The sequence below is a fragment of the Streptomyces sp. NBC_01166 genome (assembly GCF_045039765.1).
Lineage (GTDB): Bacteria > Actinomycetota > Actinomycetes > Streptomycetales > Streptomycetaceae > Streptomyces.
The window spans coordinates 5,146,955-5,160,257 of record NZ_CP108613.1 but is presented as its reverse complement, the minus strand read 5'-3'; the positions used below and the strand labels follow the sequence as shown (position 1 = coordinate 5,160,257).

Sequence of the window (13,303 nt, the reverse complement as noted above, 5' to 3'; positions counted from 1 at the left end):
GCACCGGGCCCTTCCCCCCTGCCGCCGAAGCGTCTGGTTACTGCGCTCCGGACTACCCAGAAGAATGCACGGATCCAGGATCTCAGTTCCGGACAAAGGGGCGCACGGGGGCATTCGGTATGAGCGCGGTCTCCGTCGTGCGCCGTAGCGAACACCGCGCAGTGTTCCCATCGTTGCGTGACGATCACACGATGGCGGAATGGTCACTTCCGTGCCACAGGCACCGGCCATCCCTTGAACCTGGTACCTCATGTCCATGACGCTTGACCCAGGACAGGGCAAGGCCGCTCAAGTCACCGCATTCCGGCGCTTCTTGCACCGGCGCCCTGTCCGGTGTCCGTCCCTTCTCGGGGGAGGGGACGGACACCCCTCAGCGGATCGTGAAGTGGACGACGTCCTGCAGGAACGGGACCCGCAGCCACGGGCCGGGCTGCTCCATCAGCGCGAGCAGCACGATCAGCGCGCCCATCAGGCCGTACGTGACCAGGTCGGTGAACCGGGACCGTACGGCGAGCATGCCGACCGAGGGGACCGTCCAGCGGAACACCGCTCCCGCGAGCAGGGCGAGGCCCATCACCATGGCGCCGACCCTGAACGCCTCGGCGAAGGGGTCGATCGCCACGATCAGCAGCCCGATCCCGGCGGTGCAGAGCACCGTGAGCAGCGGCCACTGCCGGGCGGGTGCGGGGGCGTCGCCCGGGGCTGCCCGGCCGCCGCCTTCGGGACGTGCGGTGTCCCGGGTCAGCGAGAAACGACGCGAGGGCTCCCAGGTCGAACCACTCTGCCCTGCTGCCACTTCCCCGGAGGCCCCGGCCGCGTCTGCGGTGCCGGGCACCCCCTCTTCCCCTGGGGTACCGGCCTCGCCCTGCCCCGCCTCTCCCGGTGTCCCGGTCTCCCCGGACACCTGGACCTTCTCGGACACCCGGGCCTCCTCGGCCGTGTCTGCCTCCTCGGCCGGCCCGTCCGCGTGCGTGCCGCCCGCCGGACTCGTACCAGCGCCCATGACGTTCCTCCGGTCCGGGGTCAGCCCGCGGATGCGGCGGAGGCCTCGGCGGCGCCGCGCTCGGCCGCCTCGACCACGTTGACGAGCAGCTGGGCCCTGGTCATGGGGCCGACACCGCCCGGGTTCGGGGCGACCCAGGCGGCCACCTCCGCCACTCCGGGGTGGACGTCGCCGACGATCTTGCCGTTCTCGTCCCGGCTGACACCGACGTCCAGCACGGCCGCGCCCGGCTTCACGTCCTCCGGCTTGATCAGGTGGGGCACACCGGCGGCCGCGACGATGATGTCGGCCTTCCTGAGGTGCGCCGAGAGGTCACGGGTGCCGGTGTGGCACTGGGTGACGGTCGCGTTCTCGGACTTGCGCGTCAGCAGCAGCGGGAGGGGGCGGCCGATGGTGACGCCCCGGCCGACGACGACCACATGGGCGCCGTTGATCTCCACACCGTGGCGGCGGAGCAGGGTGACGACGCCCTGCGGGGTGCAGGGCAGCGGGCCGCTCTCGTTCAGCACCAGCTTGCCCAGGCTCATCGGGTGGAGGCCGTCCGCGTCCTTGGCCGGGTCCATCAGCTCCAGGATGCGGTTGGTGTCGATCCCCTTGGGGAGGGGAAGCTGCACGATGTAGCCCGTGCAGTCCGGGTTGGCGTTGAGCTCCCGTACGACCTCCTCGATCTCCTCCTGCGTGGCGGTGTCGGGGAGTTCGCGCTGGATGGAGCCCATGCCGACCTGGGCGCAGTCACGGTGTTTGCCGTTCACGTACCAGCGGCTGCCCGGGTCGTCGCCGACGAGCAGGGTTCCCAGGCCGGGTGTGATGCCCTGTGCCTTGAGGGCCGCCACGCGGACGGTCAGATCGGACTTGATCGCAGCTGCGGTGGCCTTGCCATCGAGAATCTGGGCAGTCATGACACCCATCCTCGCGGATGACCCCGCCCCCGTACCAATCGTGGCTTGCCACGTGGACGCGAGATTGCACTTGCACAACACATTGGGCGATCGGCTGGACAAAAGGTGGATGTCACGACGACGATAAGGCCCGCATCACTGCGGGCAGTGTCGGGGGGACCAACCGTTAAGATCGCGCAGCTTTCCTCCGTCAGGACCGCGTAGTCCCCACATCACAACGGAGGAAACCCGCCATGAGCTTCGGCGACCCCAACAACCCCTACGGCCAGCAGCAGGGTGGCCAGCAGCCGGGCGGGCAGCAGCCGGGCTACGGCTACCCGCAGCAGGCCCCGCAGGGTGTCCCGCAGCAGGGTTACGGCTACCCGCAGGCGCCGCCGGTCCAGGGCGGCTACGGCTTCCCGGGCGCGCCCACCGAGATGCCCGGCGGTGTGAAGGCCGCGCGCGTCATGCTCTTCGTGATCGCCGGCCTCCAGGTCATCGGCGCGATCTTCGTCGCCCTCGCGGCCGTGGCCGTGAGCGCGGCCAAGGACGACCCGACGCTGCAGGAGGACGTCCAGTTCCAGCAGCTCGCCGACTACTCGGGCGCCGTGCTGTGGGGCATCGTCGTCTTCGCCGTGCTGTGGGGAGTCCTCGCGGTCGTCTTCGCCGCCAAGTTCGGCAAGGGGGGCAACGGAATCCGCATCGCGACCATCGTCTTCGGCGTGATCACGGCGATCCTCGGCATCTACCCCTTCGTCGTCATGGGCCTCGTCCACACGATTCTCGCTGTCCTGGTCGTCGTCTTCGTGGCGAAGTCCGACGGCGGCGCCTGGTTCAACCGCCAGCAGCAGCCGCAGTACTGACGTCGCCGTACACACGTGCGCGTGAAGGCCGCAGCACCCGCTCACCGGCGGGTATGCGGCCTTCAGCCGTTTCCGGGCGCCGGCGTGGTCCGCTCCATGACGACGAAGGAGCCCGCCTCGCGGGTGACCCGGTAGCGCGCCTCGGGGTGCAGCTGCTGCGCGTACTTCACCGGGTCGTCGATCGGCTGCGACCAGCCGAAGTCCAGGTTGATCGCGACGACGTCGGGTGCGGTGCCGGGGGCCCCGCCGACCCAGTAGACCGTGCGGTCGGCGGTCAGGTGCGCCATCAGCGTGATGTCCGTCTCCACCCGCGAGCCCACGGGTATCGCCTCCAGCGCCTCTTCGGCGGCATGGGTGCGGGCGTCGGCGCGGTACGTCTCCGGGCGCAGCAGATCGCGGAGCGGGAGGTGCTGGGTGAGGGCGACGGCGATCGCCGCCGCGACGGGGACGGCGACGTTCGCGTAGGAGACGAGCCAGGGCCGCTTCGAGCCCCGGCTGCGCCGGACGCCGTCGGCCATGGCGAGGAAGACCACCGGCATCAGGATCGCGCTGTAGTGCCAGACCATGCCCCAGTGGTTGGAGTCCTGGGAGAGCAGACGCCAGCCGAGCGTGGGCAGGACGAGCAGGGCCAGGGGTGAGCGGAGCGCCATGAAGGCGGTGATGCCGACGAGGAAGACCAGCATCTCCAGCTTGACGGAGGAGTCGAGTACCCCGAGGACGGAGTCGAGCAGGGAGACCTCCTGCCCGCCGTTCTCCTCGATCTTCTTCCAGTAGTCGTACGTCCCCGCGCTGCTGGCCGCGGGGATGAGCACCAGCACGGTCAGCGCGAACGCGAACACGCCGAAGGCCGCCAGCAGGAACCCCTGGAGCCGCCGTCCGTACAGGGCCAGGAGCAGGCCGACGACGGCGACGGTGATCCCGAGGTCCTCCTTGACCAGGACCAGCGGCAGCGACCACAGGACGACCGCCCGCCAGCGCTCCATGAGAAGGGCACGGCAGACCAGGGCCAGCAGCGGGACGGCGAACGCTATCTCGTGGAAGTCGGCCTTCACCGCTTCCTGGAGCCCCCAGGACAGCCCGTACGCGACGGTGACGCAGAGACCGGAGCGGCCGCCCAGGATCTGTTGGACGGTACGCCCGACGATGACCGCGGAGCCGGCGAAGAGCGCGGCCTGGGCGAACAGCAGGGCGACGGCGGACGGCCAGATCCAGTAGAGGGGGACGAGGAGCGCCACCACCGGGCTGAAGTGGTCGCCGAGTATCAGATAGCCCGGTCCCTTGATGTCGACGACCGGCGCGTCGAAACCGGCGTACGCGCGCACCTCCTGCTCGAAGATGCCCAGGTCCCAGGAGGGCGACTGGAAGTGGCTGTACCGCAGGTACGCGTAGAGGAAGTAGAGCGCGCACAGGACCACGGCGGCGATGAGGTACGGGCGCAGCGGCGCCGGGTGCGTACCGACGGCCGGCTCCGGGACGTGGTCTCCGGACGTCTCGGTCCCGTTCTGGTTCAGGTCAAGCACGGTGCCCCCGCACAACGGAATCCCTCACTGGTCACTGCCGGTCGCACCGGTCCCGCCCGGCACGGCCCGACAAGGCCATTCATTAGAACAGAGGGACGACTGATCTCCGTACGCCGGGACGCACCGCAGGCCGCACCCGGAACGGGTACGGCCTGCGGCATGAAACTGCGGGCGCCGTCAGTGGAAGAAGTGGCGCGTGCCGGTGAAGTACATGGTCACGCCCGCCTTCTGTGCGGCCTCGACGACGAGCTCGTCACGGACCGAGCCGCCCGGCTGGGCGACGGCCCTGATGCCGGCGGCGGTCAGGATCTCCAGACCGTCGGGGAAGGGGAAGAAGGCGTCGGACGCGGCGTACGAACCCTGGGCCCGCTCCTCGCCGGCCCGCTCGACCGCGAGCTTCGCGGAGTCGACACGGTTGACCTGCCCCATGCCGACGCCGACCGAGGCACCGTCCTTGGCGAGCAGGATCGCGTTGGACTTGACCGCCCGGCAGGCCTTCCACGCGAAGGAGAGCTCCTTCAGTTCCTCGGCGGACAGGGCCTCACCGGCGGCGAGGGTCCAGTTGGCCGGGTCGTCGCCGTCGGCCTGGAGCCGGTCGGTGACCTGAAGGAGCGCGCCGCCGTCGATCGGCTTGACCTCGAACGCGGAGGCCGGGGCCTCCGGGCAGCGCAGCACGCGGATGTTCTTCTTGCGGGCGAGGATCTCGACCGCACCGTCCTCGTACGCCGGGGCGACGATGACCTCGGTGAAGATGTCCGCGACCTGCTCGGCCATCGCGACGGTCACCGGCCGGTTGACGGCGATGACGCCGCCGTAGGCGGACAGCGGGTCGCAGGCGTGCGCGTTGCGGTGCGCGGTCGCGACGTCGTCGGCGATCGCGATGCCGCACGGGTTGGCGTGCTTGATGATCGCGACGCACGGCTCGGCGTGGTCGTAGGCGGCACGGCGGGCGGCGTCGGTGTCCGTGTAGTTGTTGTAGGACATCTCCTTGCCGTGCAGCTGCTCGGCCTCCGCGAGGCCGCCCTCGCCCTCGGTGTAGAGCGCGGCCGGCTGGTGCGGGTTCTCGCCGTAGCGCAGGACGTTCTTCCGCGTGAACGTGTCACCGAGGAACTCGGGGAGGCCCGAGTCACCCGCGGCTGCGTAGTCGTCCGCGAACCAGGAGGCGACGGCCACGTCGTAGGCGGCGGTGTGCTGGAACGCCTCGGCGGCGAGCCGCTTGCGGGCGGTCAGGTCGAAGCCGCCCGCCTTGACCGCGGCCAAGACGTCGGCGTAACGCTCCGGGCTGGTCACGACCGCCACGGACGGGTGATTCTTGGCGGCGGCGCGGACCATCGAGGGGCCGCCGATGTCGATCTGCTCCACACACTCGTCGTCGGACGCGCCGGAGGCGACGGTGGCCTTGAACGGGTAGAGGTTGACGACCACCAGGTCGAACGGCTCCACGCCGAGCTCGGCGAGCTGCTCGCGGTGGGCGTCCAGGCGCAGGTCGGCGAGGATGCCGGCGTGCACGCGGGGGTGCAGCGTCTTGACGCGGCCGTCGAGGCACTCGGGGAAGCCGGTGAGCTCCTCGACCTTGGTGACCGGCACCCCGGCGGCTGCGATCTTCCCGGCGGTGGAGCCGGTGGACACCAGCTCGACACCCGCCTCGTGCAGACCGCGGGCGAGGTCTTCGAGCCCCGTCTTGTCGTAGACGCTGACCAGGGCGCGGCGGATGGGCTTATTCACCGACATGACCGAGATGAACCTTTCGTCCCTCAATGCGATAGCCGTCGCGGGCGAGCCGCCCCACGGCCTCGACGAGCAGCTTGCGCTCGACTTCCTTGATGCGTTCGTGGAGGGCGGCTTCGCCCTCCGCCGTTTCCTCTTCGGTCACCTCGACCACGCCCTGCGCGATGATCGGACCGGTGTCGACGCCGTCGTCGACGAAGTGGACGGTGCACCCGGTGACCTTCACGCCGTACGCGAGCGCGTCGCGGACCCCGTGAGCACCGGGAAAGCTGGGGAGCAGGGCGGGGTGGGTGTTGACGATCCGGCCGCCGAACCCGGCGAGGAACTCCTTGCCCACGATCTTCATGAATCCCGCGGACACGACGAGGTCCGGACGGTGTTCCGCCACGGCCGCCGCCAGGGCCGCGTCCCACTCCTCGCGGCTCGCGTACTCACCGAGCTTGCACACGAAGGTGGGAAGCCCGGCACGCTCGGCACGCTCGATGCCGAGGGTGCCGTAGCGGTCCGCGCCGACCGCGACGATCCGGGCGCCGTAGCCATCGGGGTCGTCACCGATCGCGTCGAGGAGTGCCTGGAGGTTCGTGCCTGAGCCGGAGACGAGCACGACCACACGGGCCGGAACGGCGGAGGGGGGCGGGGAGGCCACGGCAGGGCCCTTTCTCGCGTGGTGCAGCAGGTACGCGATGTACAGGAGGTGCGTTTGTATGGTCGTACGAAAGAAGCTCGTCCCGGGATACGGGGAACTCTACGAACGGTCCGACCGTCAGCAACGATACCGGCACACCCGGCGGCCCCCACGGGACGGGGGCGTAGCCGGGAGGTAGCGTCAGGGGACAGGGAACCGCCCCCGGGCGGAAATGACGAGATGGGGAAGACGTTCACCACATGCCGGACCGCCTCCGCACCGCCCTTGGCCACCCGCTGCCCGAGCGGGCATCCACGCTGATGCGGGAACGCCAGTCCTCATCGCCGGACTCCTCGTCGGGCTCCTCTTCGGGCTCGGGTTCCTCTTCAAGTTCGTCGTCGGGCTCGGGTTCCTCGTCGGGTTCGGGTTCCTCGTCGGGTTCGGGTTCGTCGTCCGGGTCGTCCGACGACAATCCGTTCGCGGCACCGCCCGAGGACCGGCCCGATCAGCCCTGGCAGCCGCGCCACCCTCCCCACACGCCGAACCACGGCAACGGCGGAAGCGGTGACGGCGGCGAAGGACAGTCCGATGACCGCCCCGTCTGGGGCAGCCAGTGGAGCGACCAGCAGCCGGGCCGGCAGAGCGGCGGCTTCGGCGGCCGTCCCGGCGGCACCGGCGGACCGAGCGGCCAGGGCGGTGGCCCGGAGGGCAGCCCCGGCGGGCTGCGCTGGGACCCGACCGACCCCGCCCAGCGGCGGGCGCGTTACGCGGTGCTCGGCGGCATGTGGGCGTTCTTCTTCGCCCTCTTCGACTTCCCCGAGATCGCGATGCTCCTCGGCGCCCTCGCCGTGTACTGGTCGATCAGCGCCCTCCGTGGCGGGCCGCGGAAGGACCAGGCGGCCGGCCCGGGGCAGGCGGCGGTGTCCGCCGCGAGCAGCCCGGACCGGGCCGCCACGCCCCCGCAGCCGGGGGCCGCGCCCCCCGTCGCGCAGAGCAGCAGCCGTCAGCAGACGACGGCGGCCGTCAGCGGCCTGGTGACGGCGCTCCTGGCCCTGGCGATCGTGGCCACCGGCTATACGGTCCAGCTGGTCTACCGCGACTACTACACCTGCGTGAACGACGCACTCACCAAGACCGGCGCCATCGCCTGCAACAACAAGCTGCCCGACCCGCTGGAGCCCTTCTTCGGCGTGAAGGAGTAGCTCCGCCCCGCGCTGGAACGCTCGTCACGGAGCAGCTTCCCGGCCGGGTTCCGGGTGCCCCTCGGCATCCGGCACCCGGCCGTTCGGCGTATCCGGGCCGGTGACGGGCTCGGGTCCCGTCTCCGGTTCGGGCTCCGGCTCCGGTTCGGGCTCCGGTTCGGGCACGGTGGCCGGGGCTGAAGCAGGTGCGGGTGCGGTCACGGGGGCCGATGCGGGCGCCGGAGCGGGCGCGTGCGCGGCAACCGGCGCGGGGGGCGGCGTGGACGGTGGCGTCGACGGCGGCGTGGGTGCCGGCGGGGCGGCCGGTACCGGGCCGGGTGCGGGCTCCGTGTCCGCGTCCGCCGGGAAGCCCGCCATCAGCCCGCCGGACTTCTTCTTCAGCGCGGCCCAGCGCGCCTCCCTCGCCCCGTCCTCGTGCCACGGGTCGGCCGACAGGAAGTCGTACGGCTCCGCGCCCTCGCCCGCTCCCCCGGGCCCCTCCTCCGTACTCGGCTCCGGCTTCTGCCCAGGTTCCGCCTTCGCCTGCTCCTTCTTCACCGACTCCCACCGCCATCCCCAACGGTGTTCCCTCAGCCGCCACGCCCTGAGCAGCAGCGCCGCCGGTACGCCGATCACGGCAGTCCAGGCGAGAGCGGCCGGGCCCACCAGCCACCACACGGGGCCGAACTCCGCGAGCGCCCCGGTGCCCAACGGGCCCCCCGAGACCGCCGCCAGCACCGCCGCGCCGGCGCCGCAGCCCAGGGCCGCCAGCCCCGCCACCAGTGCGGTACGCGCCTGGCCCCACGCCTCCTCACGCGCACCGCGCTCCGGAACCGCCCCCCGGGCGACGAACCGGGCGACGGCCAGGGCCGCGACGGACGGCACCGCGACCGCCGCCCAGTTCGCGAGCGTCCCCGGCCCGTGGGACGGCACCGCGGCGAGCAACGGGAAGTCGGGCAGCGCGGGGGGCCCGGTGAACGCGAGCGGTGTGACCACGGACTCCGTGCCGAGAGCGAATCCCGGCCCGAGGCCGTAGGCGGCGCCCCACATCGCCGCGTTCGGCACGAGCGCCGTCGCCAGCAGAAGGACGGAGATCCGGCCCGCCCAGTCGCCCGAGAGCCCCACGAACGACTCCCGCGCCGCCCCCGTGTGCCACACCAGTGCCACCGCGACCAGCAGCGCCCCGCCGCCGAGCAGCGTGAGCACACCCACGGCGGCCGACCGCAGGGCCACCGCGGCCCCGGACCGGAACCGGGCGCGGGCCGCGGCCTCCTGAAGGCTCAGCGGTGCCCAGACCAGCAGCGGGGTCAAGGGCCGCCCGCGGGCCGTCCACACCCCCGCGGCGGCCGAGGCGGCCACCACGAAGGTGACGGGGAAGGCGAGCGAGGCCCGGTCGGCGGGCAGCGCCCCGTCCCGCGCGTAGGCCGCCGCGGCCAGCACCACCAGCAGATATCCGGCGCCCACCGCACAGAACGCCCCGACCGCCGAGTGCTCGCGCGATGGCTTCTCCTCGGTCTCCGCCGAGTCCCTGGCGGCCCGGTGCAGCAGCCACACGGGCAGCACGACGAGCAGCAGCGGGACCGTCCCCACGGGCGCGGGGTGGCCTCCCACCGTGTCGGCCCTGACGAGTTCGGCACCGTGGGCGAGCAGCCAGATCCCGGTCGCCACATGGAGGGCCCCGGCGGGCCCGCTGTCGGGGTACGGAGAGCTGATCCACAGCACCATGACCAGGACCGCCAGCGCGCCCAGCCCGAGCCCTGCGGCCAGTGCCCCGCGCACGAAGGCGGAGGCCAGAGCGGCGGACCTGCTCCGCTCGGCCGGCAACGTCGGGCTGCGTTCGGTCACTTGGGTCACGCGGCCATGCTGCCAACGACACGCGCTTATTCCGTGTAACGGGCGAATGGCCGTTGTGTCGCTCAATATACGTTTATGTACTTTTTCACCCAGTGCAGTGTCATCGGGGACGGAGGCCGGGCATGACGCGGAGCGCCACCGGTCCGGCCCCCGCCGCCCCCCTGCCCTCCCCGAAGGAGCGCCGCAGGCTGCGCGAGGCCAGGGCACTGAGTGAGGAACAGGTCGCGGCGGCCGTGGGAGTCACGCCCGCCACCGTCCGCGCCTGGGAGACCGGGCGCACGAGCCCGCGGGGCCGGCGGCGCACGGCCTACGCCAGGCTCATCGGCTGCGACGAGCACCGCCCTGCGCCACCCCCCTCCGTCGAAGCCACCGGGAGCAGCACGATGTCCCCGACCGAGCCCGGCACCGGCACCGCCCCGGACGCGCCCACGCCCGGAGAACCCTCCACGCACACCCCCACGCCGAGGGCCCCCGGGGCGCCCCCGCCTGAGGCGTCGGCCCCGGGCGTCCCTGCCCAGGACGGGGGCCCGCCCGGGACCACGGCGCCGGACGCGCACGACGCCGCCCCGCAGCCCCCGCCGGCCCTCACCGCCGAGGAGGCGTACGACGCGCTGTACGGCCGCACGGCACCGGGCCTCACCCGTCAGATGTACCTGCTGACCGGCCGCCGGACGCTCGCCCGGGAAGCCGTCGAACACGCCTTCCGGATCACCTGGCAGCGCTGGCCCGAGGTGGCCAGGGACCGCGATCCGGCGGGCTGGGTGCGGGCGGCGTCGTACGAGTACGCGATGTCGCCCTGGCACCGGCTGCGCCGCGCCCACCGCCGGCCCGACGCGCTGCCCGAGGACCCGGCGCGGCGCGCGCTGCTCGACGCCCTGCTCGGCCTGCCACCCGCTTACCGGCGCACCCTGCTGCTCCACGACGGTGTGGGTCTCGGGCTCCCCGAGACGGCGGCGGAGACGGAGGCGAGCACTCCCGCCACCGCGAGCAGACTGCTCAACGCCCGGGCCGCCGTCGCCGAGCGGCTGCCCGGAACGGTGGAGCCGACGGAGCCCGGCGGCAGGCCGGCACTCCACGACCGGCTGGGCGCACTCGCCCTCGCGGAAGAGGTGCCCGAACCGCCACCGGCCCCCGCCGTCCGCGCGGGCAGCGAGCGCATCGCCGAACTCTGGACCCGGGCGGCGCTCTGCTTCGGGGCGATGCTCATCGGCACGACCGCCTTCACCCTGCACACGGCCCCCACCCAGTACGTGCAGCCGCTGGCACCCGCCGAACGTGTCGGCGGCGTCCCTCCGCTGGGTGGACCGGAAAAGCTGACGCCGCAGGACCTGAAACTCCAGAAGTCGCTGCGGGGCGAGCTGACGCACGGACCTGAGCGGCTGGTGCCACGTATTCCCTGACCGTAGCCCGGAAGCAACTCTCCGGCGGGCTTCCGGAACGGAAACGGCGCGGGCCCGCACCCCCTTCGATGAAGGGGTGCGGGCCCGCGCCGATTCCGCTGTGAGGCGGTGCGACGTGTGACGCGGTGGGCGTCAGCCGCCGAGGATCTCGCGGGCCAGCTTGGCGGTCTCGGTCGGCGTCTTGCCGACCTTCACGCCTGCGGCCTCGAGGGCCTCCTTCTTGGCCGCGGCGGTGCCGGAGGAGCCGGAGACGATGGCGCCGGCGTGGCCCATGGTCTTGCCCTCCGGGGCGGTGAAGCCCGCGACGTAACCGACGACCGGCTTCGTGACGTTCTTCGCGATGTAGTCGGCGGCACGCTCCTCGGCGTCGCCGCCGATCTCGCCGATCATCACGATGAGGTCCGTGTCGGGGTCGGCCTCGAACGCGGCGAGCGCGTCGATGTGCGTCGTACCGATGACCGGGTCGCCACCGATGCCGACGGCCGACGAGAAGCCGATGTCACGGAGCTCGTACATCATCTGGTAGGTCAGCGTGCCGGACTTGGACACGAGACCGATGCGGCCGGGCTTGGTGATGTCGCCCGGGATGATGCCGGCGTTGGACTGGCCGGGGGTGATCAGGCCGGGGCAGTTCGGGCCGATGATCCGGGTCTTGTTGCCCTTCGAGCCGGCGTACGCCCAGAAGGCGGCCGAGTCGTGGACGGCGATGCCCTCGGTGATCACGACGGCCAGCGGGATCTCGGCGTCGATCGCCTCGACGACCGCGGCCTTCGCGAAGGCCGGCGGCACGAAGAGGACGGACACGTCGGCGCCGGTCTTCTCGATCGCCTCGGCGACCGACCCGAACACGGGTACCTCGGTGCCGTCGAAGTCGACGGAGGTGCCCGCCTTACGGGGGTTCACGCCACCGACGATGTTGGTGCCGTCGGCCAGCATGAGCTTGGTGTGCTTCATGCCCGTGGCGCCGGTCATCCCCTGGACGATGACCTTGCTGTCCTTGGTGAGGAAGATAGCCATGGTGTTGGAGTCCCTCGTCCCTTACTTCGCAGCCGCGGCGAGCTCGGCGGCCTTGTCGGCCGCGCCGTCCATGGTGTCCACACGCTGAACGAGCGGGTGGTTGGCGTCGGAGAGGATCTTGCGACCCAGCTCCGCGTTGTTGCCGTCGAGGCGCACGACCAGCGGCTTGGTGACGTCCTCGCCCTTGGACTTGAGCAGCTCCAGGGCCTGGACGATGCCGTTGGCGACCTCGTCGCAGGCGGTGATGCCACCGAAGACGTTGACGAAGACGGACTTGACGTCCGCGTCGCCGAGGATGATCTCCAGGCCGTTCGCCATGACCTCTGCGGAGGCGCCGCCACCGATGTCGAGGAAGTTGGCGGGCTTCACGTTGCCGTGCTTCTCACCGGCGTACGCGACGACGTCCAGGGTCGACATGACCAGACCGGCACCGTTACCGATGATGCCGACCTCGCCCTCGAGCTTGACGTAGTTGAGGTTCTTGGCCTTGGCGGCCGCCTCGAGGGGGTTGGCCGCGGCCTTGTCCTCGAGCGCCTCGTGGTCGGGCTGACGGAAGTCGGCGTTCTCGTCGAGAGACACCTTGCCGTCCAGCGCCAGGATGCGGCCGTCCTTGGTCTTCACCAGCGGGTTGACCTCGACGAGGAGCGCGTCCTCGGCGACGAAGGTGTCCCACAGGGTCACCATGGCCTCGGCGACACCCTCGGCCACCTCGGCCGGGAACTTCGCCTGGGCCACGATCTCGCGGGCCTTCTCGATGTCGACGCCGTCGACGGCGTTGACCGGGACCTTCGCGAGGGCCTCGGGGGTCTTCTCCGCGACCTCCTCGATGTCCATGCCGCCCTGCACCGACGCCATGGCGAGGAAGGTGCGGTTGGTGCGGTCGAGGAGGTACGAGACGTAGTACTCCGCCTCGATCTCCGGGGACAGCTCGGCGATCATCACCTTGTGGACCGTGTGGCCCTTGATGTCCATGCCGAGGATGTCGGTCGCGCGAGCGACCGCCTCGTCCGGGTCTGCCGCCAGCTTCACGCCGCCGGCCTTGCCTCGGCCACCGACCTTCACCTGCGCCTTGACGACGGACTTGCCGCCCAGCCGCTCGGTCGCCTCGCGGGCTGCCTCAGGCGTGTCGATGACTTCACCGGCCAGCACCGGTACACCGTGCTTGGCGAAGAGGTCCCTCGCCTGGTACTCGAACAGGTCCACGCGCGTCCGTCCCTTTTAGTGGTCTCGCGGT

Annotated in this window: 11 protein-coding genes; 3 read left to right on the top strand and 8 right to left on the bottom strand. The window is 71.6% G+C overall.

The genetic code is table 11. From position 1 onward, the window contains the following. Window positions 1-370: 370 nt before the first annotated feature. Entirely contained in the window at window positions 371-1,003 is a 633-nt protein-coding gene (locus OG379_RS23875; protein WP_405665072.1) for a DUF3017 domain-containing protein, read from the bottom strand. Between the two features lie 20 nt (window positions 1,004-1,023). Further along, entirely contained in the window at window positions 1,024-1,902 is an 879-nt protein-coding gene (locus tag OG379_RS23870; protein WP_393762305.1) for a bifunctional methylenetetrahydrofolate dehydrogenase/methenyltetrahydrofolate cyclohydrolase, read from the bottom strand. Between the two features lie 233 nt (window positions 1,903-2,135). On the opposite strand from OG379_RS23870, the gene OG379_RS23865 reads away from it, so the two are divergent. Continuing rightward, window positions 2,136-2,744 carry a hypothetical protein gene (locus OG379_RS23865; protein WP_393762307.1) on the top strand — a complete coding sequence of 203 codons (609 nt, stop codon included), beginning with the start codon at window positions 2,136-2,138 and terminating at the stop codon, window positions 2,742-2,744. A 62-nt stretch (window positions 2,745-2,806) separates the two neighbouring features. Here OG379_RS23865 and OG379_RS23860 read toward each other — a convergent pair whose 3' ends face one another. From OG379_RS23860 to purN, 3 genes are all read right to left on the bottom strand, one after another. Then, the gene (locus OG379_RS23860) at window positions 2,807-4,264 is read right to left on the bottom strand and encodes a DUF2079 domain-containing protein (RefSeq protein ID WP_405665071.1); all 1,458 of its coding nucleotides are present in this window, start codon (window positions 4,262-4,264) and stop codon (window positions 2,807-2,809) included. A gap of 177 nt (window positions 4,265-4,441) precedes the next feature. Continuing rightward, complete coding sequence (purH, locus tag OG379_RS23855; RefSeq protein WP_405665070.1) at window positions 4,442-5,995, bottom strand: bifunctional phosphoribosylaminoimidazolecarboxamide formyltransferase/IMP cyclohydrolase; 1,554 nt, start codon at window positions 5,993-5,995, stop codon at window positions 4,442-4,444. Then, a complete protein-coding gene (gene purN, locus OG379_RS23850) occupies window positions 5,982-6,638 on the bottom strand; it encodes a phosphoribosylglycinamide formyltransferase (protein ID WP_405665069.1) in 657 nt (218 codons plus the stop codon). Before purN ends, purH begins: the two co-directional genes overlap by 14 nt. A 239-nt stretch (window positions 6,639-6,877) precedes the next feature. Here purN and OG379_RS23845 point away from each other — a divergent pair, with 239 nt between their 5' ends. Then, window positions 6,878-7,819, top strand: coding sequence for a hypothetical protein (locus OG379_RS23845; protein ID WP_405665067.1), 942 nt, complete (start codon window positions 6,878-6,880; stop codon window positions 7,817-7,819). A 24-nt stretch (window positions 7,820-7,843) separates the two neighbouring features. On the opposite strand, the gene OG379_RS23840 is transcribed toward OG379_RS23845, so the two are convergent. Further along, window positions 7,844-9,643 carry a DUF6350 family protein gene (locus OG379_RS23840; RefSeq protein ID WP_405668619.1) on the bottom strand — a complete coding sequence of 600 codons (1,800 nt, stop codon included), beginning with the start codon at window positions 9,641-9,643 and terminating at the stop codon, window positions 7,844-7,846. Between the two features lie 131 nt (window positions 9,644-9,774). Between OG379_RS23840 and OG379_RS23835 the strand changes: the two genes are divergently transcribed. Continuing rightward, window positions 9,775-11,052, top strand: a complete 1,278-nt coding sequence (locus OG379_RS23835) for a helix-turn-helix domain-containing protein (RefSeq protein ID WP_405665066.1) — start codon at window positions 9,775-9,777, stop codon at window positions 11,050-11,052. A gap of 132 nt (window positions 11,053-11,184) precedes the next feature. Here the strand turns inward: OG379_RS23835 and sucD are convergent, their stop codons facing one another. Then, window positions 11,185-12,069: a succinate--CoA ligase subunit alpha gene (gene sucD / locus OG379_RS23830; protein WP_099173770.1), complete on the bottom strand. Its 885-nt coding sequence runs from the start codon at window positions 12,067-12,069 to the stop codon at window positions 11,185-11,187. A 21-nt stretch (window positions 12,070-12,090) separates the two neighbouring features. Continuing rightward, window positions 12,091-13,272, bottom strand: coding sequence for an ADP-forming succinate--CoA ligase subunit beta (gene sucC / locus OG379_RS23825; RefSeq protein ID WP_104788409.1), 1,182 nt, complete (start codon window positions 13,270-13,272; stop codon window positions 12,091-12,093). Between the last annotated feature and the right edge of the window lie 31 nt (window positions 13,273-13,303).

Bases quoted from the DNA above. Each gene is read 5' to 3' on its own strand.
- OG379_RS23875 (WP_405665072.1), bottom strand. From the start codon at position 1,003: ATGGGCGCTGGTACGAGTCCGGCGGGCGGCACGCACGCGGACGGGCCG.
- OG379_RS23870 (WP_393762305.1), bottom strand. From the start codon at position 1,902: ATGACTGCCCAGATTCTCGATGGCAAGGCCACCGCAGCTGCGATCAAG.
- OG379_RS23865 (WP_393762307.1), top strand. From the start codon at position 2,136: ATGAGCTTCGGCGACCCCAACAACCCCTACGGCCAGCAGCAGGGTGGC.
- purH (WP_405665070.1), bottom strand. From the start codon at position 5,995: ATGTCGGTGAATAAGCCCATCCGCCGCGCCCTGGTCAGCGTCTACGAC.
- OG379_RS23845 (WP_405665067.1), top strand. From the start codon at position 6,878: ATGCCGGACCGCCTCCGCACCGCCCTTGGCCACCCGCTGCCCGAGCGG.
- OG379_RS23835 (WP_405665066.1), top strand. From the start codon at position 9,775: ATGACGCGGAGCGCCACCGGTCCGGCCCCCGCCGCCCCCCTGCCCTCC.
- sucD (WP_099173770.1), bottom strand. From the start codon at position 12,069: ATGGCTATCTTCCTCACCAAGGACAGCAAGGTCATCGTCCAGGGGATG.